At 60.1% G+C, this 23,883-nt stretch carries 27 protein-coding genes and 1 tRNA gene; 15 read left to right on the forward strand and 13 right to left on the reverse strand.

Annotated features, from left to right (window positions below):
* Positions 1–25: 25 nt before the first annotated feature.
* The 4 genes from AC4GYV_RS00450 (at position 26) to AC4GYV_RS00465 (ending at position 2,303) form a co-directional block, all read left to right on the forward strand.
* Positions 26–790, forward strand: a complete 765-nt coding sequence (locus AC4GYV_RS00450; protein WP_491098688.1) for an LOG family protein — start codon at positions 26–28, stop codon at positions 788–790.
* Complete coding sequence (locus AC4GYV_RS00455; protein WP_491098689.1) at positions 787–1,227, forward strand: DUF2165 family protein; 441 nt, start codon at positions 787–789, stop codon at positions 1,225–1,227. Before AC4GYV_RS00450 ends, AC4GYV_RS00455 begins: the two co-directional genes overlap by 4 nt.
* A 294-nt stretch (positions 1,228–1,521) precedes the next feature.
* On the forward strand, positions 1,522–2,130 hold the full coding sequence (locus AC4GYV_RS00460; protein ID WP_491098690.1) for a hypothetical protein: 609 nt from the start codon (positions 1,522–1,524) through the stop codon (positions 2,128–2,130).
* On the forward strand, positions 2,127–2,303 hold the full coding sequence (locus AC4GYV_RS00465; RefSeq protein WP_491098691.1) for a hypothetical protein: 177 nt from the start codon (positions 2,127–2,129) through the stop codon (positions 2,301–2,303). The genes AC4GYV_RS00460 and AC4GYV_RS00465 overlap by 4 nt, the downstream gene beginning before the upstream one ends.
* A gap of 547 nt (positions 2,304–2,850) precedes the next feature.
* Here the strand turns inward: AC4GYV_RS00465 and AC4GYV_RS00470 are convergent.
* Complete coding sequence (locus AC4GYV_RS00470) at positions 2,851–3,012, reverse strand: hypothetical protein (RefSeq protein WP_491098692.1); 162 nt, start codon at positions 3,010–3,012, stop codon at positions 2,851–2,853.
* A 32-nt stretch (positions 3,013–3,044) separates the two neighbouring features.
* Positions 3,045–3,671 (reverse strand): LuxR C-terminal-related transcriptional regulator, encoded by a 627-nt coding sequence (locus tag AC4GYV_RS00475; RefSeq protein ID WP_491098693.1) that lies wholly within the window; start codon positions 3,669–3,671, stop codon positions 3,045–3,047.
* A 954-nt stretch (positions 3,672–4,625) separates the two neighbouring features.
* Between AC4GYV_RS00475 and AC4GYV_RS00480 the strand changes: the two genes are divergently transcribed.
* The gene (locus AC4GYV_RS00480; protein ID WP_491098694.1) at positions 4,626–4,880 is read left to right on the forward strand and encodes a hypothetical protein; all 255 of its coding nucleotides are present in this window, start codon (positions 4,626–4,628) and stop codon (positions 4,878–4,880) included.
* Here AC4GYV_RS00480 and AC4GYV_RS00485 read toward each other — a convergent pair.
* From AC4GYV_RS00485 to AC4GYV_RS00500, 4 genes are all read right to left on the reverse strand, one after another.
* A complete protein-coding gene (locus AC4GYV_RS00485) occupies positions 4,877–5,029 on the reverse strand; it encodes a hypothetical protein (RefSeq protein WP_491098695.1) in 153 nt (50 codons plus the stop codon). The two genes, AC4GYV_RS00480 and AC4GYV_RS00485, sit on opposite strands and share 4 nt — an antisense overlap.
* Positions 5,030–5,593: 564 nt before the next feature.
* On the reverse strand, positions 5,594–5,821 hold the full coding sequence (locus AC4GYV_RS00490) for a cold-shock protein (RefSeq protein WP_491098696.1): 228 nt from the start codon (positions 5,819–5,821) through the stop codon (positions 5,594–5,596).
* A 32-nt stretch (positions 5,822–5,853) separates the two neighbouring features.
* Positions 5,854–6,210, reverse strand: coding sequence for a hypothetical protein (locus tag AC4GYV_RS00495; protein WP_491098697.1), 357 nt, complete (start codon positions 6,208–6,210; stop codon positions 5,854–5,856).
* Between the two features lie 325 nt (positions 6,211–6,535).
* The gene (locus AC4GYV_RS00500) at positions 6,536–6,703 is read right to left on the reverse strand and encodes a hypothetical protein (RefSeq protein WP_491098698.1); all 168 of its coding nucleotides are present in this window, start codon (positions 6,701–6,703) and stop codon (positions 6,536–6,538) included.
* 304 nt (positions 6,704–7,007) lie between these two features.
* Here AC4GYV_RS00500 and AC4GYV_RS00505 point away from each other — a divergent pair, with 304 nt between their 5' ends.
* The gene (locus AC4GYV_RS00505; protein WP_491100351.1) at positions 7,008–7,310 is read left to right on the forward strand and encodes a DUF6894 family protein; all 303 of its coding nucleotides are present in this window, start codon (positions 7,008–7,010) and stop codon (positions 7,308–7,310) included.
* 512 nt (positions 7,311–7,822) lie between these two features.
* Here the strand turns inward: AC4GYV_RS00505 and AC4GYV_RS00510 are convergent.
* Positions 7,823–8,107: a hypothetical protein gene (locus AC4GYV_RS00510; protein ID WP_491098699.1), complete on the reverse strand. Its 285-nt coding sequence runs from the start codon at positions 8,105–8,107 to the stop codon at positions 7,823–7,825.
* Between the two features lie 381 nt (positions 8,108–8,488).
* Between AC4GYV_RS00510 and AC4GYV_RS00515 the strand changes: the two genes are divergently transcribed.
* The 3 genes from AC4GYV_RS00515 to AC4GYV_RS00525 are packed head-to-tail and all read left to right on the forward strand — an operon-like array spanning position 8,489 to position 9,145.
* The gene (locus AC4GYV_RS00515) at positions 8,489–8,728 is read left to right on the forward strand and encodes a hypothetical protein (protein ID WP_491098700.1); all 240 of its coding nucleotides are present in this window, start codon (positions 8,489–8,491) and stop codon (positions 8,726–8,728) included.
* Positions 8,725–8,949, forward strand: coding sequence for a hypothetical protein (locus tag AC4GYV_RS00520; protein ID WP_491098701.1), 225 nt, complete (start codon positions 8,725–8,727; stop codon positions 8,947–8,949). The genes AC4GYV_RS00515 and AC4GYV_RS00520 overlap by 4 nt, the downstream gene beginning before the upstream one ends.
* Before the next feature lie 10 nt (positions 8,950–8,959).
* Positions 8,960–9,145: a hypothetical protein gene (locus AC4GYV_RS00525; RefSeq protein WP_491098702.1), complete on the forward strand. Its 186-nt coding sequence runs from the start codon at positions 8,960–8,962 to the stop codon at positions 9,143–9,145.
* Positions 9,146–9,428: 283 nt separating this feature from the next.
* On the opposite strand, the gene AC4GYV_RS00530 is transcribed toward AC4GYV_RS00525, so the two are convergent.
* From AC4GYV_RS00530 to infA, 3 genes are all read right to left on the reverse strand, one after another.
* Entirely contained in the window at positions 9,429–9,671 is a 243-nt protein-coding gene (locus tag AC4GYV_RS00530; RefSeq protein WP_491098703.1) for a cold-shock protein, read from the reverse strand.
* 465 nt (positions 9,672–10,136) lie between these two features.
* Positions 10,137–11,192 (reverse strand): fatty acid desaturase family protein, encoded by a 1,056-nt coding sequence (locus tag AC4GYV_RS00535; protein ID WP_491100352.1) that lies wholly within the window; start codon positions 11,190–11,192, stop codon positions 10,137–10,139.
* A 44-nt stretch (positions 11,193–11,236) separates the two neighbouring features.
* Positions 11,237–11,500 carry a translation initiation factor IF-1 gene (infA, locus tag AC4GYV_RS00540; protein ID WP_491098704.1) on the reverse strand — a complete coding sequence of 88 codons (264 nt, stop codon included), beginning with the start codon at positions 11,498–11,500 and terminating at the stop codon, positions 11,237–11,239.
* A 1,765-nt stretch (positions 11,501–13,265) separates the two neighbouring features.
* Between infA and AC4GYV_RS00545 the strand changes: the two genes are divergently transcribed.
* The 3 genes from AC4GYV_RS00545 to AC4GYV_RS00555 are packed head-to-tail and all read left to right on the forward strand — an operon-like array spanning position 13,266 to position 15,477.
* Positions 13,266–13,499, forward strand: a complete 234-nt coding sequence (locus tag AC4GYV_RS00545) for a DUF3489 domain-containing protein (protein ID WP_491098705.1) — start codon at positions 13,266–13,268, stop codon at positions 13,497–13,499.
* Positions 13,500–13,534: 35 nt separating this feature from the next.
* The gene (locus AC4GYV_RS00550) at positions 13,535–13,939 is read left to right on the forward strand and encodes a DUF2924 domain-containing protein (RefSeq protein ID WP_491098706.1); all 405 of its coding nucleotides are present in this window, start codon (positions 13,535–13,537) and stop codon (positions 13,937–13,939) included.
* On the forward strand, positions 13,936–15,477 hold the full coding sequence (locus AC4GYV_RS00555; protein ID WP_491098707.1) for a recombinase family protein: 1,542 nt from the start codon (positions 13,936–13,938) through the stop codon (positions 15,475–15,477). Before AC4GYV_RS00550 ends, AC4GYV_RS00555 begins: the two co-directional genes overlap by 4 nt.
* Before the next feature lie 200 nt (positions 15,478–15,677).
* Here the strand turns inward: AC4GYV_RS00555 and AC4GYV_RS00560 are convergent.
* Positions 15,678–15,753 (reverse strand) — tRNA-Thr (locus AC4GYV_RS00560).
* Between the two features lie 164 nt (positions 15,754–15,917).
* Here AC4GYV_RS00560 and AC4GYV_RS00565 point away from each other — a divergent pair.
* The 3 genes from AC4GYV_RS00565 to AC4GYV_RS00575 all read left to right on the forward strand — a co-directional run bounded on the left by AC4GYV_RS00565 (position 15,918) and on the right by AC4GYV_RS00575 (position 22,942).
* Positions 15,918–17,354: a PAS domain-containing protein gene (locus tag AC4GYV_RS00565; RefSeq protein WP_491098708.1), complete on the forward strand. Its 1,437-nt coding sequence runs from the start codon at positions 15,918–15,920 to the stop codon at positions 17,352–17,354.
* A gap of 87 nt (positions 17,355–17,441) precedes the next feature.
* Complete coding sequence (locus tag AC4GYV_RS00570) at positions 17,442–22,082, forward strand: NAD-glutamate dehydrogenase (protein WP_491098709.1); 4,641 nt, start codon at positions 17,442–17,444, stop codon at positions 22,080–22,082.
* Complete coding sequence (locus AC4GYV_RS00575; RefSeq protein WP_491098710.1) at positions 22,082–22,942, forward strand: ATP-grasp domain-containing protein; 861 nt, start codon at positions 22,082–22,084, stop codon at positions 22,940–22,942. The genes AC4GYV_RS00570 and AC4GYV_RS00575 overlap by 1 nt, the downstream gene beginning before the upstream one ends.
* Here the strand turns inward: AC4GYV_RS00575 and AC4GYV_RS00580 are convergent.
* Together AC4GYV_RS00580 and phbB are read right to left on the reverse strand one after the other, a co-directional pair.
* A complete protein-coding gene (locus AC4GYV_RS00580; protein ID WP_491098711.1) occupies positions 22,899–23,144 on the reverse strand; it encodes a ribbon-helix-helix domain-containing protein in 246 nt (81 codons plus the stop codon). The genes AC4GYV_RS00575 and AC4GYV_RS00580 overlap by 44 nt on opposite strands.
* Positions 23,144–23,866, reverse strand: coding sequence for an acetoacetyl-CoA reductase (gene phbB, locus AC4GYV_RS00585; RefSeq protein ID WP_491098712.1), 723 nt, complete (start codon positions 23,864–23,866; stop codon positions 23,144–23,146). Before phbB ends, AC4GYV_RS00580 begins: the two co-directional genes overlap by 1 nt.
* Between the last annotated feature and the right edge of the window lie 17 nt (positions 23,867–23,883).

Raw genomic sequence — 23,883 nt, forward strand, 5'->3', positions numbered from 1 at the left:
GGGAAGGCACTGGTAGAGAGCGCCCTTGGATACGTCGAACGCCGGGGATGGCATTGTAAGGCTGTCGGAGGAAGAGCTGGTCCGACAGATCCTAATCGATGCGCTCTTTTCACTTTGGTCGACGGCGAACAACCTCAGCCGCATCCGCCCGAGCAAAAAGGACCGATATCGGGTCACGGTCTTCGGTTCCGAGCGAACCTCTAGCGAGCATTGGGTCTATGAGGAGGTGGAGCGGATGTGCGCTGGGCTGGCGGCATTCGGCTGCGATGTCGTGACGGGCGGTGGGCCGGGATTGATGGAGGCCGCGAACCGAGGGGTGTCACTGGGGAATCCCGACGGTGACGCACAGAATATCGGTATTCGTGTTCAATTACCCTTTGAACAATCGGCAAACCCCTTTGTGGAGGACATATTCAGTCACGGCACTTTCTTCACACGACTGCACCAATTCGTCCTCATGTCGGACGCATATGTCGTCGTTCCCGGCGGGGTCGGCACTCTTCTGGAAATGACGATGGTTTGGCAGCTCGTGCAGGTCCGTCAGCTGAGCACTCCACTCATCTTAGTTGGGCCCATGTGGAGCGGCCTTATCGATTGGGCGCGTTCGCATATGCTGCGACCCGAGTTCGAACTTGCAAGTCCCAATGACATGGAAATTCCGATCTGCGTCGACAGCATAGAAGACGCGCTCACCGTCATTCGACGGCACCATCAGAAATGGCAGAGTCGAAGTCATGAGGCTGGCATCGGGGAACCGGAGAACCAGATTTCGGGCGAGCGGCTCGATTGAGGGTCTTCAAGAGCCTGCTTGTCTTTCTAATTGGGCTGACCGCGCTGATGTATGCGCTTCAGAACCTCGCGAGCATCGGCGAGATGCGACGGCACATCGAGGCTGCACCACCGACTGCGGTCGCTCCTGCCCTCAGTTGGGGTGGCTTCGCTCTAATCACTCTGATTCAGTCGGCGCTCGCCGTAACCGCCTTTAAAGGAGCTTCGGAACTTTTCGCGGCACGAAAGGGCACGTCCGAGCAGTTCAAGAGCGCGAAGACGACAGCAGTCTGGGCTGGCGGTTTGTCACTCCTCTCTTGGTTTGCATTATCACTGATGGTCGGAGCCGGGCTTTTTCAATGGGGCAGCGACAGTGGTGAGGTAGCTCTTGCTAAGTCGTTCGCACTTGGCACGACTTCCGCGCTGACAATTCTTTTTGTCTGGGGAACCACAGACTAGTTCCGGAGGACTGTTCCTTCCGGGGCCCCTTGCGGACATTGAGATTCGCCGTCGAGACAGGGCTAATACCGATTGGCTGAAGCAGCCAAACGCAGTTTAGCCGTACGCGTCACTGCTCGCGTTCTTAAAGAGGCGACAATGCGCGTATCACTCGTGGCAGTTCGAACGCTGCTTAGACCGTCGTGCTTCGGCATTAGTCGAACCATGGCTTTTGTGGCGTTAGCGATATCTGTCGCGAGCACTGCTGATGGACGCGGGTTTCGAGGTGGCAGCGGATTTCGCGGCGGTGGATCAATGAGCATGAGCCGCGGCGGCAACTTCAACCGGGGCGGCTCCTTCGATCGGGGATCGTTCAACCGAGGCAACAGCTCGGGCGGGACCTTTGGTCGGAGCGGTGACTACAGCAGGCCATCGACGCGGCCTGGCCAAGGCGGTTCGGGAACCCAGATCGGCGGAGGCGATAGGCCTGCGCAACTTCCAAGCGGAGGTGGCGGTGCCGGCAACTTGCCCGGCGGCGGAGGCTCCGGACGGCCCATCGACCCGTCCAACAGACCTGGTGGTGGCGGAGGCGGCACCGAGTGGAAGCCGGGAGATCATCCGAGCCACCCAATCACATGTCCCGGCTGCGGCGGGTCGGGCACCGAAGGATGGATCGATCATCCGATCGCTGCGGGGATAGCTATTGGCGCGGTGGCAGGGGCAGCGGCTGCAATTGGGTCCGCTTACTATGCGCTGCCGCCCGGATGCCCGCCTTACTATTGGGGCGGGTACAATTATTACAGCTGCGACGACATATTCTATCAACCGCAATATGAGGGCGACACCGTCGTCTATGTCGTGGTGCCCGATCCGTCGGGTGGAAAGCAGCCGCCGCCACCTTCACCGTCGCAGCAACCGCAGTGAAACGGATTGAGAGTGTCCGGCAGGGCAACGTGTACACTTTGCTCGCCTTCGATCAGGCCCTCCCGACTCTGTGGGTCATTCTACTTGACGCGGAAAGCGATCAGGATGCGATCTCGGTCGCACATATCATCCAACTAGGCGGCGGGAGCTTTGGTGACGGTCCCGGCTCGTAGCGGAGATCCGTTAGTCGGACGCTGCCAAGCAACTGAAATCAGGGCATTCCCAATCCATTTTCAGTATTGGTGTTCAGATACTTTGGTTGTCGTTGGAGTATCGGGCGAAACTTGCACCCAGCCCATTGGGTTCGGAGTGCACGGGCGGCTCGGCCTTGCCCCTGTGCCGAGCCGCCTTGATCGCCCGCGCTAAGCCAAACGATTGCTTACATGCTGGCGGGGCACCAAATACGGACTAAGACTGGTCGGCTCGGTAATACCGGGGGTAGGTGCGATGGCAGAGTACCGCCGTGCTGTAGCTCAAGGCGAAGATAGCGGCCTGTGGCACTACCACGAAGATTGCATAGGCTATCCGAACCGCAACTTTACGATCCGCAAGAGCCCGCCGGCCGATGACAAACTCTGCTCGCGCTGCAGTACACTGAGCAGCGAAGTGCCGCTGAATCAGCGGTAGTTGGGTCGAATGCTGACGCTCACCCCGACGACGATGATCTCTGCTAGCGGTAAACCCCACTGAGAGGAGCCACGCGTTGCCGGGCAGACTTGATCAGAGATCGAGGCGCTTTGAAAGTCGATTTGCTCGAAGGGCGCAGGCGATCGCCAGCGCAAAAGCTGCAACGGCCAAGGGCAGCTTGTCATTGACGATCGCGACGATGCCTCCCATCGCAAAGACGCCACCGGCAAGGGCAGATAGCTTGCTATTGTTCATGCTATCATCCCGTCGCTCGGATCCGCCTCACCTCAGGCACGATGCTGCGCTGCGTAGCGAATGAGATCGGCTTTCGAGCGAAAACCCATCTTTCGCCTGAGCTGCGTCCGGAAACATTCAACCGTCCGGTGCGAAACGCCAAGTGCTTGAGCCATTTCTTTGGCTGTCCGGCTTTCTGCGGACATTTGTAGAACCTGCCACTCACGACTGGTCAACAATGGCCGCGGGCCAGTCTCTAGCAACTCATCCAGAAGCTCGTCGCCTACAGCGTCCTCCCAGTAGGGGCGATTGTCAGCAAGCGCGTGAAGTGCGGGAGCGAGGTGAGACGAGACCCGGGACTTCAGGACAATGGCTCGAACGCCTTCGCGCAGCGCAAACTTCATCCAATCTCTGTGACATTCAGTGGTGTAGAGCAGAACCTGGGTTCCGGGGCACCGTCGAGAGATCATGTGAACCAAACCCAAGGCGGGCACCTCAGGCATCTCGTTGTCGACGATTGCGATGTCGGGTTCGCACTCCTGTGCGATCGCATACGCAGATTCGCCGTTGCTGGCTTCCGAAACCACGAAGCAGCCGGCCTCTTCGACAAGTGAGCGTAATCCCGCGCGTTCAACTGCGCCTGGAACAATGAGCATCACGCCAAGCGTCATCGCTTCCATACTCCACGAACGATCTGCGTTCGTCGCGCAACTGCAATCCGCAAATGTCCCGAGCTAATGTCTGCTTTGGGTCGGGAGCAGACATTAGGGGATCGGCGGCTCGGCGTGTATGCTGGCAACATCGTCGACAATCTAGTTCAGCCGGTTGGCGCCTGAGAGACACCTAGAGAGCTCCCGCTGTTGTTGAAGGGAGCGTCCATGTCCCGAAAACCAAGCAGCCCTTTCAGCCTTGGTGAAGTGTGCCGATAAAGGGACCTGCCGAACTCGCGCAGATTGCGCGTCAGCAAGCTAAATTGGCCTCGACGACCGCCGCACGGCTGGCCCTACTCGAACTTGCGGCGAACTACGATGCCCTAGCTTCGAATACGTCAGACGGACGTCCATCGAAATTGTACGATGATTAGTTCGTACCGAAATTGAACGTTTTCGAACGAAGGGTGGCGGAAGGTTCACGCAGAGCGCTAGGCAGCTACATCAGTGTGTCGAATCATTGATCGGGCGGTTCGCAACCTTAGGGGGCGAGCCGCCTTTGTTTTCCTAACGTCTGCTATCCACCCAAATGCGACCTAAGGCCCGAACGTCCGATTTCGACCCAGAGCGGACGTTCCCTATGTAATTGGGTTGAGCCTCGCGACGGTGGTATAGGCGGTGCAGCGGGCGACGCCTTCCACTGTGAGGAAACGCCGCCTGAGAGATCAACCGCGCTCCCGCTTGCATGGAGGGCTATGAGTATGGACCGGGAATATCTTCTTCGCCGTCACGATGAGGAGCGCGAACGAGCGCGCCACGCGAAATCTGACGTGGCTCGACAAGCGCATGAGTCTCTGGCGCAAGCATTCTTGAAGGCGGCTAACGAGCTAACTTCCACTAATGTTGTGGAGTTAATTTCTCGCGATAGCCTGGAGCCTAACCTTCATCAGTGATTGCCATTTACTGTCGTGTTACCGACTCTAAATGGCAAACTATAGTGTCCGAGCAATCGGCGCTGATTTTGAAGCCGACGACGAAGGCTCCGAATATATCAGTGCTGAGGTCGCCAAGCAGGCGGCGGTCAAATCCGCAATCGCAATCGCAACTGATGAGATCGTCCGCAAAGGAAAGAAGAGTTCGATCATCGAAGCTTTCGTCCAAGAAAGCGGAACAACGGTTGGTCGATACGTAATAGCTCTCACTGTGGAATCGCTGCCGCCAGGTGCCCGGGAACGCTAGACCTTGGGTGCCTTGAGCGTCTCCGAGATTAGCTGATCAATGTCCATGAGTTCCCGTTCGACCCATTTCAGGGCGTCAGTCGCACACTCGCCTGCATCGAGCTCCCGGACGGCGTAGCGCTTACGCGAATAGTTGGATGAGCGCTTCACCCTCTGAGGCTGCGCCTAATGTTGTTAGATGTCCATACGCGCTTATGTCCGCTTTCGACCCAAAGCAGACATTAGGCTGTCGCGTGTCCGAAGGCGTCCGGTGCAGGGCTCAAGTGCCGCTGGGAACACCACGCGCGTCTATAACCTAGTGTGGCGCTCGCTCTTTCACTGAGCTGCTACATCCCGCACGGGCGACTCGCGTGTGAAGGGATGCAAAATGCCACTAACGCAGGATCAGTTAAGGCTGCGCCGAAGTATGTCAGCGGAAGTGAGCCGTGACCAAGATATATTTCGAACCGCTGAGAGCCTCGAAAGGATCGCGCTTGCCTTGGAGGATATCGCTGATGCTTATCTATCCAGTCTTGGAAGGCAGAAGCGAAAGGAACCTTTTTAGGAGAAGCTCTTCATAGACGTGTGCACGGGCGAACCCTCCCCACTTTTGGCGGACCGCATTCGCGATGCCGTCGAGCTGCGCACGCGCTCAACGGCGCCTCATCCATATGGAACGCGCCAAAGTCGGCGTGTCAGTCCGTGCTATCGCGAGCAGAGGCTGTCAACAGTCCTTCAAGAACGATCTAGTTCACCATCGTCTCGGATGTTCACGGCGCTCTTTTTCCCGCGTTGCTGATCTTCTGCCAGTTCGTAGGTGATGCGCTGGTTCTCGCGCAGCGTTTGCATGCCCGAACGCTCCAGCGCTGTGATGTGAACGAATGCGTCAGCGCTTCCGTCGTCGGGCTTGATGAAGCCGTAGCCCTTTGTCTCGTTGAACCATTTGACGAACCCTGTTGGCATAACTTCACTCCTTTTTTCGCTGGCTTGCCGGATTAGACGCGGCAGCGCGGCAGATTTGGCGGCAATCGCCAAAGGATCGACACGTTCTGCAGCGTATCGCGATGCGTCGGTCCCTCCGACTGGCGGAAGACCCCTCTGACGCGAACCTTCGCGCCATAATCGATAGAATTGAAACCCGGCACGGCGTCCCATCGTACGGCGACCGATCTCGCCGTTGGCGAGCAATCTTCTCTCAGGTTGGAAGATGCCCCGATCTCCACCACGCCTTCGACTTCCACCGGCTTACCGCTCCAATCAGCCGGATGACTCTTCAGTTGTTCGATTGAGACGTTATCAAAAGCACTGGGCTGCAGCGGTTGGGCGCACCCGCTGACCAGCAGGACTGGCACTGATGCCGCTCTTATGGGACAGGCAATTTGGCCCCAACAAAACAGCGAGAGCATTCTCACGAAAAGGCGAAGCCGAGGGCGGAGCTGATGACTGCAACGGTAAGAATTAGAGGCAGGGCGGCACGCCAATTGAACGTGGATGTGCGATCCATGATCGTATCCTTTTTTGAGTGAACTTGATCAGCTTCCTGACGCGGGCCGGTCATACAATTTGGAGAGTGATGGCGCGGGTATGGGAGTGTTGCGGCGGATGAAGGCTTCTGCCTCTCTCATCGTCGCAAAGGATTGGTGGCGTGGCTTGCCGTGTACTTGTGTAAGGATGACACTATACGGCCCGTGAAACCCCGGCGGAGAAAATCACGCCTACCGAACTCCAGGCGACGCGGCCGCCTTCGTTCTCCCAGCTTTCCTCATCATTTCCCGCCACCATCTCTTCGGCGGCACGGCGAAAGGTCAGATGGAGCGTAGGCTCCGCGCGCGGGTCGGATGACATTGACAGGATCCTTCCAAGCGACTGGCCGAAATTGACCCGCCGACGGCTAGGAGGCGCTAAAGAGGGAAGGAAACGCCGGGCGCGTTCAGAACCGTCGATATCGACTGGTAGCAACGACACCATACGCTTCTGCGGTTCGGATAGATAGTCAGCGACTGACCCGCTGGCGAAACTATTCACGACTTCGCGGTCCGGGTGGAGTACACTCGGACCATCGCCGAGAGATTACCTAGGCCTCGGCGGCTGAGAGACCCAACGCGGCTCCCGTCCGATTCAAAGGGGACAAGCTGTGGTCCGTTACTCCATGCATCTTCGCGATGGCACCGAGAGGCTAGTGGATCGTGATCTGCGTGACTTTCCGAGCCTGGATGCCCTCCAAGCCGCCGTCCTCATCGCGGCCCGCAGGTGCCTGACTCGTGACGCCGGGGACGGAAGGTTGGATTTCCGCTTCCGCATTGACGCCGAAGATGAAGACGGACTCATCGTGTACAGCCTTCAGTTGCAGGACGCGTACGCCGATCAGCCTGATCTTGAGCGACCTGTGAGCGTTTCGGACAGGCAAGCTGACGAGCTGGAAATGCAAGTGCCAACCCATCCCTCAGTCTGAGGTCAAAGAGACACGCTCGGCCTCCGACGCGGAAGTAACCCCACCCATCATTTTAGATGCTTGGAGCAGACCCATGGATACGAGAAAGCCACAAGGCCAATATCGAACGGTGCCGGAAGGGGACCACGTTCCAATGGTCTTTGTCCGCGGGAGTGGTACGCCGAGCTATGTCACCGAAGCGATTTATCGGGCGCGAGGATATCTACCCTCATTTGAAAAGCTTCCCACAGAAGACCAATACGATGCGGATTTCTCCTGAGGAGAAGGAGGCGCAACGTCCTCCGGTGTTATCTCCGTCGTTTTGGACGGAAGCAGCTGCAAGGGCGTTTGGCGCTAGCTCGGCTAGCTGCTTGGAATGATATCGAAATGCCGCGCAAAGTGTGGGCAAGCCGCCGGCTCAGCATTGTCCAACAGCACCGGCTTCTTCCCCGTACGCCGGCAGCATTCAATCTGACGCCATAAGTTGAGGGTCTTGTTGTCCATATCGCCTTTCTGAGTGTGACCGGGGCGGTCTAAAGCAGGCGCCTTTGCGGCAGGTTTCGAGCGTGCGCACGCTCGTCATCCATCACATATTCGCTCAAACTGCTGCGAACACTTTCGGCGCCCTCTTCGCTTACGCACTCGAGCCGGACGCCGCCAGCAGCCAAAGGCTGAATGTCTACGATTGCGATATTTTCCGACATGCACCGTATCACCACAACGCCTTCATCAAGCCGGAGGTAGACGACGTTGTTCACGACGCGAGATTCGATCGGATGAATCTGCGAACCCGGAAAAGGGCCTTGATCGCCACTCATGTGCTCCGTTGAAGCAAGCGGGAGCACGTACCGGTCTCTCAGCCGCGCGAGTGCCTACACTTAGAAGCGCGCGATAATCCCCCTGTACCAGCTTTCCGCGATGCAAGCGATGCTCCCGGAGACGGTCTAACCAAGGACATCGAGCAAGCCGTTCAGCGGCCATCATGTCGTCCCTCCGTTTGGAAGAACAATCCGGCCCAAATCGGGTGACGTCCAACGAGACCCAGGGCAGCACGTCGACATTCAGGTGGTGCCGCCTCGAATCTAAGAGCGCGCAGTCACAAACCATGCTAAGGGATATTCATCATCGGCAATTCTCTCGCAGGCGCCGATGACTGAGAGTCCCCATTGTGCTCCCGCTTGCAGCGAAGGAGCATTTTCATGGACGATACCTACAAGCCAGCACTTGCTGATCCGACGCCCGACAGCATCGTGGCACTTAAGTTGCAGCAGGCCGCCTGGTTCCAAGGACCGCATGCACTGGCTGGATCTCCCGACATCTGTGCTGAACTCGATCGCTACAACGTCGCCGTTGTCGTCCACGCTGTCTACGAGTGGGGCGGGTACCGTTATACAAACGCTTCCGACGCGATCGCTGCTGCGAAAAGAGTTAGCCGATGAGCAGGGCTGTCAATCTCTCACTGCCGATGGCCGAGGTCGATCAGCATTGTCGCAAAAATGGCGTTGCTATTTCTGTGCTGGAAGCGCTGCCCGACGGCGGAGCTCGGCTGGTGTGCAAAAACAGCTACGACGCAGCTCAGGTGCGATTGAAGCTTAAGTCGCATGTCATGGAAGATGATGTGCGGCGGGCGCGATTTAGGCCTGCTACACCGCTATGGTAATAAGGCGCCCATGACCGGGGAGAACTGGCACGAGGAACGTGACCGGCTCATGCGTCTGTTAGAGGCCATTGAGGCCGGCAAGATCACGCACATTGACGTAGAGGATCAACGGGAACTTCGGCAAACGAACGCCGAAGATGTCTTGCTACTTGAGATGCGCCTCGCGCAACTGAATGCGCGTCTCAGCAAAGACTGATGACCACCAGGATTGGCGCTACCTTTTCGGAAGCCTAGCCCCGATGTCTCGACGTCATCATCACGCGGATCACCCCGCGCCTAGGGCTTTGCGTTCTTTCTCGTCGGCCCTGAACTGCTCGGCCTGCCGAGCGCGTCGGCGAGCTTCATCCATGCGGCCTCGGATCTGAGCGCTCTCTCACGCACGTGTTGTAATGTGGCAGCGTCCGCCTCCGCTCTCGCGTGAGCCACGCGGGACAGGCAATAGCCCAGGTTTGACATCGTCACGGTTGTCACTTTTCCAGCTACGCTTCCGTCCTTGGCTGAGGGTCCGCCAACCGCTCTATGGGACTCAGATTAATGGCACTCATCTTGCCTCTCTTGTCAGGCCCCAACTCGTACGAGACGCGCTGGTCCTGAAGCAGGCTGTTCATTCCTGCACGCTCCACAGCAGTCATATGGACAAAAGCGTCTTCACCGCCCTCGTCTGGTTGAATGAAGCCGTAGCCCTTTTGGGCATTGAAGAATTTCACGGTTCCGAGCGGCATTGCATGCTCCTTCCTCGGGGCCCGGAGCGGGCCCCTGGCGCTAGGAGTCAGAGACACAAGGAATGGGAGCCAGAGCTCCGAATGCCGTCAATTCGCGACCAATAGCTGGAACGGCTATGCGCTCTACATCGAAGAATTGTAAGCCAGTTAGGAAAATAAATCCGACGGTAGGGAAAGTCGTGTAGCTGTGATAATCGATCCCATACGTTGAGCTTCTATTGCGATGAGATAGCAATTCTAGATAAACTGCGAAGATGATTATTGAATCGAAGCAATCATCGACATTCTGGACCGACGCCACCTTCGAAAGTAAATTTAGCCTCGACTGGGTGTAAACAGTGATTCCGCTCTGCTGATCCGTTCCCTCCCGACGGGAGGACCCCCGGCTCCCGCCACTTTCCTGACGAGAGACCGGGGGAGACTAGGACGATCCGTGGGCCTTTTGTGGCCGCGCGGGACATGCCGTCAGGCACAAGCTCCAAGCCGCTTCAAGAACGCGAAATGCTGCTTGGTCGCGGAAAAGACTCCGCCCAATTCATGACATTCGAGACCGTGGCGTAGAGCGCACTCGCGAACGATCGGGCGCAGCTGCGCGTAATGGGAATGCGCGACGTTAGGGAAAAGGTGGTGCTCGATCTGGTGGTTCAGTCCGCCCGTGAACCACGTCGCGAGGCGCGAGGAGGTGGCAAAGTCAGCGGTCGTGCGGAGCTGGTGCATCGCCCAATCATCGCCGGGACGCACCCCTTCGAAATCCATCCCCGGAGTCAGATGTGCGACCTGAAAGACAATGGCCAGCAAGCCGCTGAAAACGACGTGGAAAAGAGTGAAGGCCACGACGGACCAAATCACCGGCAAGAGGAGGAATGGTGGCAGAACTATGAACATGATGTAGGACATCTTGGAGACCAGGAACTCGGCTCGCTGACGGCTCGTCAGCTTTAGCGCATGCCGCTCGTTCAGACGGCCGCGGATCAAGCAGCGGATGTCCTTCATGAACACCCACTCCAAGGTGTTCAGAGCATAGTAAATCAGAGCCTTCACTTCTTGTCGCCGGAAGCGTGATTTCCATTCAGAGGCGGGCGACAGCCGCAGAAAGCCGCGGGTCTCAAGATCATCGTCCCAACCGATGACGTTCGGCTGGCGATGGTGCAGGCTTTGATGCTTGTGCACCCAAAAGTGCCGGGAGGGGCCCAACAAGACGGAACAGAGTCTTGCTGCCGCAAGGTTCATCGCGGGCCGTCTAAAAAGCGTCCCATGATTGGCATCGTGGAAAACGCTGAAACCAAGTGCCGCGGCGCTGAAAGCGAGCGAAACCGAAGCCAGTAGGGCGAAAGGGAGCGTCGGTGCACAAAGTAGCGCACCGTAGGACAGGCAAAACCAGAGCAGGATGACTGCCGACTTGCGCGTGACGCGCGGGTCGCCGACCGGCGGTCGCCCGAGGGCTCCCTGTTCAGCAAGATGCGCTCTCGCGGCAGCTTGCATCTCGCGCCAGAACGTGGATTTCGCTGAGAAGCGCGGCATGGGCGTTGCGGACAATTCGCCGACGGCGGTATTTGGTAGAGTGCTCAACGGCGGAAGCTCCGCCGCTTAGGGCCGGCAGAATGGCCAGCGAGCTTTTCTCGATAAACGATCCTACCTTTCGATAGATCGTAGGGCGTCATTTCGACGTGAACCCGATCGCCGACGATCGATCGGATTCGATACCGGCGCATTTTGCCCGCCGTGTAAGCGATGATGCGACATTCATTGTCGAGCAGAACCCCAAATCGCCCGTCGGGCAGGATCTCGTCGACGACGCCTTCGATCGTAAGCAGTTCTTCTTTAGCCATGAGCCAGTCCCGGTTCGCCGAGCTGTCCTCAGGCGGACAGCTCGTGGCTAGCTGGCGTTAAGGAAGGAAAGAGAGCGCCCGAGCGCCTGAAACCATCAATATCGGCTGATAGCTGCCCAGTGATACGCTGCTCTGCGAACAAAAGATACGACGCCGTCGTTGACCGCGGACATCAGCAACACCGGACATTGCGGGAATGTTGGAATAATCCGTCAGGCAGGAGTGCGACGGGGTACAGTGCAGCAACATGCAGCATTGGACGCCCATGAAGAGTTGATCCAGTCAAAACCGGTTTATCACGAGGGTCTTCGCTCCGGGACTGCGTCAGTCGAAAGAGTGTTCGTTGGTTGCGTCGATGAGACGTTTGAGGTTTCTCGTTGCTCTTGCTCGTCCGCATCAGCGTCTAAGCTGTCGGCAGCCCGTCGGAGGTCTGCTTGCGCTTCGCGGTTGTACATCTCGTCGGCAAGCTGGCGGGCGTGTGCCGATTGCGCCCGCAACTCGGCGGGGGTGGGAACGTGCAAAGCGGCGGCTCCATAGCCAGAAGGGACCTTGAAGCCGCAACACGGCTCAACACAGGTAGAGAAGGGGTAAACGGCCATCCTCGCTAGAAGGTCCCGCGAGCGTCGGACGCTGGCGCGAGCTTTGGCGATCGCGTAAAATTCGCAAGCGACACCGAGCATCAAACCAACAAAGCTCGCCTACCAACCAGTCGCCTTTAACTAGATCAGTAATGACTACGGTCTTTAGTCCCGGTTGCGACCGAATGGCCCAATGGGTCGACGATATTAAGGCGAGTGGGACGCATCTGTCTGCCCGGGACCGAGCCTGCGGGTAGGGCAAGGGCGTTTAGGGTGGTCGTCATCGCGACGGATTCGATCATTCGGATGCCGTAACGCCGAGAAACTCGCGTTAGCCCTCCCCGCCTTCTTCTCGGTGATCCGGTGCACGCGCTGACTTCCGCATTTGCTTTGCGGACTGCATGCTCTTCTCATGCGCATCGGTAGCCACCTTAAGCGCCAGACGTTCGGTTTGCTGCCGGATTACCCGTAATCGATGGGCATAGACCTTGGGACTTACTCCTCTCGTTGCGGAGACGGTCCGAAGGCTCCGAATAAGCAAGCTTACACTTACTTCGCTCGGGTCGTCTGTTAAGTGGAAAGGCTGTTCCGACATAGCGAACTCCTTCACGAGCGGGAGTTGCTATCTCTCATGCGCAACCTGCTCAGGCAGACGGCTGCGCTGTCAATCTAGATGGTGAGTCACGCGCCATCTAGCAAGGATAAACCCATTGGCTTTAGCGTCGGCGTTCAGGCCATTGCCGCATTAGCGAACAGCTTGCCGCTGTAATGTCTGCTTTCCACCCAAAACGGACATTAGGGATGACGGCTCCAACCGAGCACGACCCGACTAAGCTTTGTGCCCGTTAGCTGCTGAGGAGTGAGGGTCCGACAAGGACGGCTGCGACGACTACGACGATCACAAACCCATAGTAGGCAAACGCCGTCTTTAAGCGGTGGGACATCCGAAACTCGCGAAAACGCATACGGAGCAAACTCTAGACCGCCGAGAAAGCTCCAGTGAGATCGCCGTGCGAGCTTAGGTCGCATTTGGGTCGAAAGCAGACATTAGCGCGCTTCGACTTGACTGTGCTGCGGAACAGAGCGTTGGTCATCCGTGCCGCAGAGGGCGGTAACGCCGCGCTTCGCCACTGAAGTCTGCGGCTTGGGTCAGTGCTGGCGATGTTGCCGGCACAAGGAGACCCAAGATGGCGAAGCAGACCAAGAAGCCTTCGAAAAGCGGCACGGTCACCAAGATGCTGTCTCGCGGCAACGGTGCGACCTTGCCGGAGATCATCAAATCCACAGGCTGGAAGGAGCACAGCTGCCGCGCTTTCCTGACGGGAGTTCGGAAGAACAACAAGCTGATGAAGGAGCAGCGGCCCGACGGGACAACGTCGTATAGGATCGAGGCTCGGCAAGCCGAGACCGCAGCTGAATGACGGCGCTTGATCAACAGTTGGCGCAGCTGCACGAAATGTCACCGGCGCAGCTCCGCGCTAAGTGGCGCGATTGCTGGCGGAGGCCTGCCCCAGACATAGGACCCGACTTGCTGCGGCGCGGGATCGCCTGGAAGCTGCAGTCGCGTGTTCAAGGCGAAGTGCCAGGCCACATCAAGCGAGAATTGGAGCGAGCAGCTGAGCGCCTCCGGCGCGGTGAAGAGCTTGTTGGTGCCACCAAACCAGCGCTCAAGCCCGGCGCCCGCCTCATCCGGGAATGGAAGGGCAGGGTGCACCAGGTGCTCGTTCTGGACCAGGCTTACGAATACGACGGCAGGCGTTTCTCGTCGCTGACCCAGATTGCCTCAGCTATTACCGGCACCCACAGGTCTGGCCCCGTCTTCTTTGGCTTGAACAAGCAACGGGGCGTCGGCGATCGATGAAACAGCGCTGCGCAATCTACACTAGGAAATCGACGGAGGAGGGGCTCGATCAATCCTTCAACAGCCTAGATGCCCAGCGTGAAGCGTGCGCAGCCTACATTCTCAGCCAGGCTCATGGGGGGTGGGAACTGGTCCAAGAGCATTATGACGACGGAGGCTGGTCTGGTGGCAACTTGGCCAGACCGGCACTTCAGCAGCTGCTCGCGGACGTCGCTACCGGGAAAGTGGATGTCATCGTCGTCTACAAGGTCGACCGACTGACCCGCAGCCTCGCGGATTTCGCCCGTATCGTCGAGGCGCTCGACAAGTCGGGGGCATCGTTCGTCAGCGTCACCCAGGCATTCAACACTACTACCAGCATGGGTCGGCTCACGCTGAACGTGCTGCTCTCGTTCGCTCAATTCGAACGCGAGGTCACCAGCGAGCGCATTCGCGACAAAGTCGCCGCATCCAAGCGCAAGGGCATGTGGATGGGTGGACCCGTGCCGCTCGGATATCGATTGGAAGATCGCAAGCTATTCATCGATGAGAAGGAAGCCCCGACTATCCGGCGAATTTTCCGAACGTACATGGATCTCGGGTCAGTTGGTGCTCTTGCCGATGAACTTGCCACGAGTGGCATTCGGACGAAGGTTCGCGCCTACTCCAACGGCCGTTCGGTCGGCGGTGTCCGCTTCTCCAGGGGCGCGCTTGCCCAGTTGCTCCAGAACCCGATCTACATCGGCAAGGTAAAGCATCGCGGCGAGCATGACGCGATCGTTGATCAGACGGTTTGGGATCGGACGCAGTCGTTGTTCACCGCGAACCGGCGCGAACGCTTACTTGGCACACGCGTCAGGACGCCAAGCCTACTGACCGGTCTGATTACTGAAGATGGCCGGCAGATGACGCCTGTCTTCACGAGTAGGGGTGCCCGGCAACACCGCTACTATATCACGCGTCTCAAGCCGGGCGAGGACAAGAAGTCGGCGCTGAGGGTGCCGGCGGGCGACCTCGAGCGGGCTGTGTTGAGCTGCGTCGAACGGTTGCTGTCGAGCCGGGCCGAGGAACTGGGGACCCCGTTCGGCCAGCCGTTGGCTCTGAGCGTGCGGAGCGTTCCTGAGCAACGTAGAGTCCTGATCGAGAACCAGGTGAGCGTGCAGCTCACATCGTCAGAGCTTGTGGTGCAGATCGGGAACCACACTGAGAGCGAGATGAGAGTCCCGGCCAAGCTGGGACGACGAGGCAACGAGCTCAAGCTGGTGTCAGATCAGGGCGCGCAACAGCAGTCGAACATCGATCCTGTGCTTCTCAAGCTAGTTGCCCACGCAACTGCAGCGCAGCGCGGTGCCCTTGCCGGAGTTCAGGATCCCATCATATCCAACTACAGCAAGCGACATCTCTGGCAGCTTCTTCGAGTGAGTTGGCTAGCGCCTGACATCATCACGGCAATCGTGGAAGGTCGTCAGCCGCCGACGCTCACGGGTCGGCGACTGCTGAGAGCCGCCGATGTGCCTCTAGGGTGGGAAGAGCAGCGTCGCTACTTCGGCTTCCGATGAGCGCCTTCCGCATCTCCATCTGGTGGCAGCAAATCCGGCCCTCTGAGATTTCGCCGGTAGAATAGCTCCCCGTCAGCGGCCAAATTGCTCTCTTGGCACCACTCGGTGATGCTCGATGAGACATATGTGTAGGAAATTGCGAGAGAAATTGAGAACGGGTGCAGGAATTCTTGCACCGATCTCTCATGGTATCGAGAGAGTGGTGCCGCTTGCGTGACTCGAACACGCGACCCCATCATTACGAATGATGTGCTCTACCAGCTGAGCTAAAGCGGCTTGGCTCTTTCAGGAGTGCGCGCCCCCTATCAGCGCGGTTCGCAGTCGGCAAGACCATCCATTCACAAGGCCTTTCCCGGCAACTCCGAAGCTGATCAATTATACTTAACGCTTTGGTAACGGCATTCGGCGATTTTGCGCTCATACAAGGGAGTGGGGCGTAGATGGACGGTTATCGGGAGCATCCGAGCGACTTCGAGCTGAGCGAGGCGACTGAAAGCGCCTCGCCGCAGGACGTCGCTGCCGCCATCGGCACCGACGAGCGCCGCATGCACGTGCGCGCCTACAATTATTGGGTCTCGCTCCTCGACGGTCGCGACTTCCCTTCGATTGAGGATCTCGAGCCCGCGCAGGTAGAGGATTTCGCCAGCAATAGCGTCCTGCTCGATTTCACCTGCGGGCAGGCCAATCCCGCCATCCCCTACATCGGCGGCGGCATTCGCCAGGAATGTGGCCTCAGCGAGAATGCCCGCAACATCGCGGACGTGCCGAGCCGTTCGCTGCTGTCGCGGCTGACCGACCATTACATGCAGATCATCGCCAACCGAGCGCCCATAGGCTTCGAAGCCGAGTTCGAGAATCAGCGCGGCGAGAACATCTGCTATCGCGGCATCCTGATGCCCTTCTCGTCGGACGGCGAGCAGATCGACTTCATCTACGGCGTCATCAACTGGAAGAACGTGGCCGGCGCAGCCGCCGCCTTTCAGCAAGTCGAAGTCGCGGTGGAAAAGGCCGAGGGCGAGATTGAGGACAGCGACGTGTTGCTCCTCCACGAACAGGTTTTCGCGGCACCGACCGTGCCTTCAGAGACGGAGCCGGTCGCATTCGCGCCAGAACCGGTGGAGCTCGTTCCTGAGCCTGAAGAACATCTGACCTGGGAAGACGGTCCATCGGCAGAGCCCGAACTCGAAGTTGCCGAAATTGAGAGCGACGCACTCCCGCGTGTACCGTTCGCCTGGGAAGAAGGTCCTATCGCGGACGCGGAGCCCGAAGAAGTCGCCGAGCTCGTTCTCGACGAGAATGCCGGCTTGGCGGATCGCCTATGGGCGGCGCGCGAAACTGCTGAGAGCGTGAAGGCTGGGGAGGGTCGTACGCGTTCGGCGCTCTACCGTGCGCTGTCGCTCGCTTACGATGTCGCCATCGTCTCGCAGTTGCATCCGGACGAATATGCGGAGCTGCTCGAAGAATCGGGCGTGAAGGCGCAGGCACGCGCGCCGATGACGCCGATCGTGAAGCTTGTTTTCGGTGTCGATTACGACAAGGCACGTCTCACGGAATTTGCCGCGGCGCTGTCATATGCACAGCGCCAGGAAATCGGGCTCGGCGAGTTCAAGGATTATATCGAAAAGCAGCCGGGTGGCCTCAAGGCGCTGGTTGCCGCCGAGCGCCAGGCGCGTCGCCCGGAGCCTAAGGCTGATACGCGCGGCGAAGCAGCGCGCGCCAAGCTCCGCAAGGCTCCGGCTGTGCAGCTATCCGATCTTTCGGCGGAGGAGGAATTTGCCGTCGTCGTCACCCGCCGCTCTGCTGACGGGACGCACGAGGCGGTGGCCGTGGTGCAAGACGAAGCACTCGTCGAGCGCGCCATTCGCAAGGCCGCCTAACAGCTTTAACTCTCCGCGGGGTTGTCCCTCTCGCGAGGCCGGGTCTATAGGCCGCGCGCATCCTCACTCGCGGAGCAAAATCTTTTCATGACGGCCCACACGCGCCTGGACCCACCGCTGGTCGAGTCGATTCAAAAGGCGCTGACTCGGAATGCCCTCCCGGGCGAGACTCACGGACTGAACAAGGAAGATGAGCGGGAAGCCGCTCAATTCCTCGCGGAAGTTGCTGCCAAGCGCCGACGCGGCGAGCTTGCGCTCGAGATCGAATCGACTGGCGGCGAGGCTGGTAACCGGCGGATGCGCATTGGCATCGTCAACGACGACATGCCGTTCCTGGTCGATTCCGTCGCGAACGCCGTCGCTGCACGGCAGCTGTCCATTCATCGCCTGCTTCACCCGGTGGTCTGTGCCACCCGCAACGACAAGGGCGATCTGCTTGGCGTCGAGCCGCTCTGCTCCGACAAGAGCCGCCGTGAATCCATGATGTACCTGGAGCTGGACCGCGCCGACGCGCGGGGGCGCCAGGAACTGGCCTCAGACCTTCGGCGCGTGCTGGAAGACGTGCGCCTGGCAGTGCGCGACTGGCATGAGCTCCAGTCGAAGATGCGCGAAGACGCGAAGGCCATCGAGGACTCGGAAGGCGCGGCTCTGCTCGACTGGTTCGCCGACGGGGCAATGACCTTGCTCGGCTACCATGTCGAAAAGCCTTATGAGCAGCCCTCGGATTCGCTCGGCATCTTCAGCATCCCGGGCGCACCTACCGACGAAGGCGGGTGCCTCGGTGCGATGCGCTATTTCGAGCAGGGTGGCGAAGTTCCGCTGATGGCCAAGGCGGAGCGCAAGTCGACTGTCCACCGCCGCGTTCCCCTCGATCTGGTCGTCGTGCCGATCAAGGAAGGCAACAAGGTCACCGGAATTGGCGTGCACGCAGGTCTTTGGACGAGCGAGGCGCTTCGAGTTCCGCCGGAGGACGTGCCGGTACTGCGCCGCCGTCTCCAGCAGCTCGACAAGGACTTCGGGTTCGATTCCAAGGGGCACTCCGGGAAGGCGCTCCGCCACGCCGTCGCTTCGCTGCCGCGCGACCTGCTCATCACGGTCGATCACGAGTCCGTGCGCAAGCTGGTGATGATGGCGATGTCGCTTGCCGACCGCCCGCGGCCCGCGCTGGTGCAGGTGCGCAGCATCCTAAAGGGACAGCTGTTCAGCTTCGTCTGGCTGCCGCGCGAGGAACTGACGACTGCTAGGCGCACGGCGATCGAGATGCTCCTGGCTGCGGAAGTCGGGCGCGAAGTCACGAGCTGGTCGGTAGAGCTTGGCGACGGCGACCTCGCGCTCATCCGCTACACCCAATATATCGACGAAAGCGCGCCAGATCCGGACTCGGAATCGCTGGACGCTGCAGTCGTGGAAATGGTGCGTGGCTGGGCACCGGCGGTCGAAGCTGAGCTCATCGCTACCGCAGGGGCGTCACGCGCTACGCGTCTTGCGCTGACTTTCATGAATAGCTTCCCGGACGGCTACCGCGCCCGCACGGCGCCCGAGGAAGGTGCGTCGGATATCCTTCGCCTGTGCGAGCTCACCGACGACAACAGCCGTGACGTGCGCATCTCGCGCGGTGACACCGATGCGCCGGGACAGCTCCGGCTGAAGATGTACCGTAAGGGCGGGTTAATTCCGCTTTCGGAGGCGGTTCCGGTGCTGGAGAATTTCGGCTTCCGCGTTCTTGAGGAAATGCCGACGGCGCTTACGGGCGGCAACGGCTACATTCACGATTTCCGCGTCGAGATCAGCGGCGAAGGCGACCTCGATGCGATCGTCGCGCGCCTTCCGCAGGTGGAGACGGCCATCGCCGGGGTGCTTCGCGGCGTGTCGGAGGACGACGAGTTCAACCAGCTCGTTCTCTACGCAGGCCTGGAAATGGAGGCAGTGGTCTGGCTTCGCGCCTGGTTCCGCTACGTGCGCCAGACCGGAAGTAGCTTCGGCCTCGTCACGATCGTCGATGCGCTTCGTCGGGCACCGGCGGCGACGCAGGCACTGATCGGCCTGTTCACCGCGTCGCACGATCCGGCGGCCAAGAACCGCGAGAAGCAGATCGAGCGCTACCGCGAGGATTATGACGCGGCGCTGGCCCGTGTCCGTTCGATCGACGACGACCGGATCTTGCGCCGCTTACGAGCGCTCGTCGAAGCGATCGTTCGTACCAATGCTTTTGCGCCCGCCGCTGCCGAAGCGCTGGCGTTCAAAATCAACAGTTCGCTGGTCCCCGGCCTTCCGGCGCCAGTGCCGTGGCGGGAGATCTGGGTCTACAGCCCGCGTGTCGAGGGAATCCACCTGCGCGGTGGTCCGGTCGCTCGCGGCGGCATCCGCTGGTCGGACCGGCGCGACGACTTCCGCACCGAGATCCTCGGCCTGATGAAGGCGCAGCTGGTCAAGAACGCGGTGATCGTTCCGACCGGCGCCAAGGGCGGCTTCTATCCCAAGCAGCTGCCAGGCATCGGTAGCCGCGACGGCTGGCTCCAGGAGGGTACAGAGAGCTACCGAATATTCATCCGCTCGTTGCTTTCGATCACCGACAATCTCGTCAACGACAAGGTCGTGCATCCCGAGAGCGTCGTGATCCACGACGGCGACGACCCCTATTTCGTAGTTGCCGCCGACAAGGGCACCGCGACATTCTCCGACATTGCCAACGAAATCGCGCTCGACCGCAATTTCTGGCTCGGCGACGCCTTCGCCAGCGGCGGGTCCTATGGCTACGATCACAAGGCGATGGGGATCACCGCGCGCGGTGCGTGGATTTCCGTCCAGCGCCACTTCTTGGAGATGGGCGTCGACGTTCAGTCGGATCCGATCACGGTTGCGGGCTGCGGCGACATGTCGGGCGACGTGTTCGGCAACGGCATGCTGCTGTCAAAGACGATCGAGCTGGTCGCGGCCTTCGATCACCGCCACATCTTTATCGATCCCACGCCGGATCCGGCAACGAGCTGGAAGGAGCGCAAGCGCCTCTTCGACCTGCCGCGGTCGAGCTGGGACGATTACAATCGAGAGCTGATTTCGAAGGGCGGCGGCGTTTATCCCCGGACCGAGAAGTCGATTACTTTGAGCCCGGAAGCGCAGCGCGCCCTCGCGCTGGAGCAGAAAACGGTGGATCCGGCGACGCTGATCAACGCCATCCTGAAAGCACCCGTCGACCTGCTGTGGTTCGGTGGCATTGGCACCTATGTGAAGGCGTCGACGCAGAACCAGGCCGACGTGGGCGATCCGTCGAACGACGCGCTGCGGGCCGATGCGGTCGACCTGCGCGCAAAGGTGATCGGCGAAGGCGCGAACCTCGGCATTACGCAGGCGGGACGCATCGAGTTCGCGGAGCATGGCGGACGCATCAACACCGACTTCATCGACAACAGCGCGGGTGTCGACTGTTCCGACAACGAAGTGAACATCAAGATCCCGCTAAACCGCGAAATGCGTGACGGCCGGCTGTCCTTCGAAAAGCGCAATGCTCTGCTCGCCAAGATGACGGACGAGGTCGCCGAGCTGGTGCTCGAGGACAATCGCTTGCAGAGCTTGGCGCTGTCGATTGCGGAAGCGGGCGGCGTGAAGGCCGTTCCCGGCTACGTTCGCACAATCGAGTTATTGGAAGCGGCCGGGCGCCTGGACCGCAAGGTCGAAGGACTTGGGTCGAGCGAGGAGTTCATCCGCCGCAGCCAGGAAGGACGCGGTCTTACGCGGCCCGAGCTGGCGGTTGTGCTTTCGAGCTCCAAGCTCGTGTTGCAGGACGCGGCTGAGGACCTGCGCCCGGCGGAAGACCCGCTGATTGAGCCGCAATTGTTCGAGGCCTTCCCGAAGCCGATGCGCAAGGCGCATGCGGATGCGATCCGCGCGCACCGGCTGCGAAACGAGATCGTCGCGACCAAGGTCGCCAACCGTCTCGTGAATAGGCTCGGACCCGGCGTCGCCTTCGATCTCACGGAAGAAGAAGGTGCCTCGCTCCAGCAGGTCGTCGCGGCGTTCCTCGTTGCCGAGCGACTGCTCGACCTCGACAAGCTCTGGACCGAAATCGAGGAAGGCGCGCTGCCGGAAACGGTACGCATCGAACTCTTCTCGATCGCTGCTGCGAGCGTTCGCGCTCACCTGTCCGACATCATTCGTGCAGTCGGCGGAGAGACGCGTGTCGAGCTGATGTGCAAGCTGCTCGAACCAGGCGTTCGCAAGATCTCGCATGCAGCGACCAAGCTTATCCGAGCGGAAGTCCGCAACGAAGCTGCCGCGCGTCGCGACCGCCTGATCGCGCTCGGCGCGAGCGAGGACATCGTTCGCGGGTTGGTCCGCCTGTTCGAGCTGGACGGCGTCTTTGGCATTGCGGCGCTCGCGACCAAGAAGAAGGCGGATGAGCTGGAGCTCACCCGAGCCTACACGCGGCTTGGCGAGGCACTCGGCCTCGACTGGGCGCAGCAGCAGGTCGCTCGTTTCATTCCGGCCGACCAGTGGGAGCGTCTGCTTACAGCAGGCCTGGCCCGTGACTTTGAGCAGCTTCGGATCGAATTCCTTGCACGCATGCGCAAGGGGGATCCAGCAGTCGAAGTCGACGCATGGATTGGCGACCAGCAGGCGCGGATTGCCCAGTTCCGCCAGCTGATCGGTCGAGCGCACGCCGAGGGCCACGTCAGCGCGCCAATGCTTGCACAGATCGCCGGCCAAGCCCGCATCCTCCTCGGACGCTAATGCGCATCGCCTTCCTGGTTCCCGATCCGGAATATCCGGAGCCGTGGGACTGGGCGTTCGACGTGGAGTCACAAGCGCTGATCGCGGCTGGTGCGCACGTCGAGCCGCTCGCCTGGACGGCGGCGCGCGACCTTTCGGCCTTCGACTTGATCCTTCCGCTGGTCGCCTGGGGCTACCACCTGCGTTACCAGGATTGGCTAGCGTTTCTCGACCACGTCGAGGCGTCCGGTGCACGCATGATCAATCCCCCCGCGCTGCTGCGCTGGAACAGCGATAAGGCGTATCTTGCGGAGCTCGTCGAACTGGGTGTTCCTACGGTGCCGACGCTGGCAGTCGAGGCGTGTTGCGATGCCGACCTTGAGGAGGCCCGGCGGCACTTCGGTAGCGATTGGCTGGTGATCAAGCCGCCGGTGTCCGCTAGCGCGACCGGAACCCACCGGCTCGGGCCGCACGATGACTTGCCCGACGATAGCCGCGCTCGGCCAATGATCGTCCAGCCGCTTATTGGAGAGATTGCGAAGACCGGCGAGTTCTCATTGATGCTGTTCGACGGCGAGTTCAGCCATGCAGTCGTCAAGCGTCCCACGCCCGGGGATTTCCGCGTGCAGCCGCAATATGGCGGCGAAACTCATCCGACGAGCGCGCCAGCAGGCGCGGAACAGCTAGCCAAGCAGGCGCTTGCTGCTGCTCCGGCCAAAGCGACCTATGCGCGGGTGGACATCGTACCCGACGATGAAGGCACGCTCCGCATCATGGAGTTAGAGCTGATCGAACCGGCTCTGTTTCTCGAGCACGCCGATGACGGCGGGGCAGCTTTCACTCAGGCGATTCTGGCAGCCGCGCAAAAAGCCACTGCCTGATCGCAGACGTCAGGTTCGGCGGGTGCTTCGCGTCGAGCCGCTCAACATCGATCTGCGCGACCAAGGCATTCACTGGACAACCGCGCTCGCGCGCTGCGTCCTCCAAGGCTTTCCAGAAAATCGGCTCAAGGCTGATCGAGGTCGCGTGACCGGCGATCAGCACCGAGCGCTTGGTAGGCGGAGCGTAAGCGGCCTCCGCCATCAGTACATGTGTTGGCCGCCGTTGATCGAAAGCGTCGAGCCCGTGACGAAGCCGGCATTCTCATCGACCAGAAACGCGACGCCGCGAGCGATCTCCTGGGCCTGGCCGAGGCGTCCAACCGGAATGCGCGCAACGATCTTGCCGAGCACTTCCTCGGGGACTGCGGCGACCATGTCCGTGTCGATATAGCCTGGGGCGATCGCATTGACGGTGACGCCGCTGCGCGCGCCTTCCTGCGCGAGCGCTTTGGTAAAGCCGTGGATGCCCGACTTTGCCGCAGCATAATTCACCTGCCCGTACTGACCGGCCTGGCCGTTGATTGAGCCGATGTTGACGATGCGTCCGTACCCGCGGCCGGTCATGCCGTCGAACACGGCCTTGGCCATGTTGAAGCAGCCGCCGAGGTTCGTATCCATGACGTCCTGCCACTTCTGGTGGTCCATGCGCTTCATCGTCGCGTCGCGCGTGATTCCGGCATTGTTGACCAGTACGTCGACGGGGCCGAGTTCCTCTTCGACCTTGCGCACGCCTTCCTGGCAGGCATCGAAGTCCGACACGTCCCACTTGTATGCCGCGATGCCGGTGCGTTCGCTGAATTCGCGCGCACGTTCGTCGTTGCCCGCATAATTGGCCGCGACCTGCATTCCCATGTCCTTGAGCGCCACGCTGATTGCTTCGCCGATTCCGCGCGTTCCGCCGGTCACGATCGCTACTCGAGCCATGTCTGTCTCCTCTCCGA

The sequence above is a fragment of the Sphingomonas sp. SP4 genome (assembly GCF_058313375.1).

Excerpts from the sequence above, each read along its gene's own strand:
- AC4GYV_RS00530 (WP_491098703.1), bottom strand. The coding sequence starts at position 9,671 with ATGCCGCTCGGAACCGTGAAATTCTTCAATGCCCAAAAGGGCTACGGC.
- AC4GYV_RS00505 (WP_491100351.1), top strand. The coding sequence starts at position 7,008 with ATGCATCTTCGCGATGGCACCGAGAGGCTAGTGGATCGTGATCTGCGT.
- AC4GYV_RS00500 (WP_491098698.1), bottom strand. The coding sequence starts at position 6,703 with ATGTCATCCGACCCGCGCGCGGAGCCTACGCTCCATCTGACCTTTCGC.
- infA (WP_491098704.1), bottom strand. The coding sequence starts at position 11,500 with ATGGCTAAAGAAGAACTGCTTACGATCGAAGGCGTCGTCGACGAGATC.
- AC4GYV_RS00525 (WP_491098702.1), top strand. The coding sequence starts at position 8,960 with ATGACCGGGGAGAACTGGCACGAGGAACGTGACCGGCTCATGCGTCTG.
- AC4GYV_RS00565 (WP_491098708.1), top strand. The coding sequence starts at position 15,918 with ATGGACGGTTATCGGGAGCATCCGAGCGACTTCGAGCTGAGCGAGGCG.
- AC4GYV_RS00510 (WP_491098699.1), bottom strand. The coding sequence starts at position 8,107 with ATGAGTGGCGATCAAGGCCCTTTTCCGGGTTCGCAGATTCATCCGATC.
- AC4GYV_RS00545 (WP_491098705.1), top strand. The coding sequence starts at position 13,266 with ATGGCGAAGCAGACCAAGAAGCCTTCGAAAAGCGGCACGGTCACCAAG.
- AC4GYV_RS00470 (WP_491098692.1), bottom strand. The coding sequence starts at position 3,012 with ATGAACAATAGCAAGCTATCTGCCCTTGCCGGTGGCGTCTTTGCGATG.
- phbB (WP_491098712.1), bottom strand. The coding sequence starts at position 23,866 with ATGGCTCGAGTAGCGATCGTGACCGGCGGAACGCGCGGAATCGGCGAA.
- AC4GYV_RS00570 (WP_491098709.1), top strand. The coding sequence starts at position 17,442 with ATGACGGCCCACACGCGCCTGGACCCACCGCTGGTCGAGTCGATTCAA.
- AC4GYV_RS00555 (WP_491098707.1), top strand. The coding sequence starts at position 13,936 with ATGAAACAGCGCTGCGCAATCTACACTAGGAAATCGACGGAGGAGGGG.
- AC4GYV_RS00490 (WP_491098696.1), bottom strand. The coding sequence starts at position 5,821 with ATGCCAACAGGGTTCGTCAAATGGTTCAACGAGACAAAGGGCTACGGC.
- AC4GYV_RS00535 (WP_491100352.1), bottom strand. The coding sequence starts at position 11,192 with ATGCCGCGCTTCTCAGCGAAATCCACGTTCTGGCGCGAGATGCAAGCT.
- AC4GYV_RS00575 (WP_491098710.1), top strand. The coding sequence starts at position 22,082 with ATGCGCATCGCCTTCCTGGTTCCCGATCCGGAATATCCGGAGCCGTGG.
- AC4GYV_RS00515 (WP_491098700.1), top strand. The coding sequence starts at position 8,489 with ATGGACGATACCTACAAGCCAGCACTTGCTGATCCGACGCCCGACAGC.
- AC4GYV_RS00475 (WP_491098693.1), bottom strand. The coding sequence starts at position 3,671 with ATGGAAGCGATGACGCTTGGCGTGATGCTCATTGTTCCAGGCGCAGTT.
- AC4GYV_RS00550 (WP_491098706.1), top strand. The coding sequence starts at position 13,535 with ATGTCACCGGCGCAGCTCCGCGCTAAGTGGCGCGATTGCTGGCGGAGG.
- AC4GYV_RS00480 (WP_491098694.1), top strand. The coding sequence starts at position 4,626 with ATGGCAAACTATAGTGTCCGAGCAATCGGCGCTGATTTTGAAGCCGAC.
- AC4GYV_RS00580 (WP_491098711.1), bottom strand. The coding sequence starts at position 23,144 with ATGGCGGAGGCCGCTTACGCTCCGCCTACCAAGCGCTCGGTGCTGATC.
- AC4GYV_RS00520 (WP_491098701.1), top strand. The coding sequence starts at position 8,725 with ATGAGCAGGGCTGTCAATCTCTCACTGCCGATGGCCGAGGTCGATCAG.
- AC4GYV_RS00460 (WP_491098690.1), top strand. The coding sequence starts at position 1,522 with ATGAGCATGAGCCGCGGCGGCAACTTCAACCGGGGCGGCTCCTTCGAT.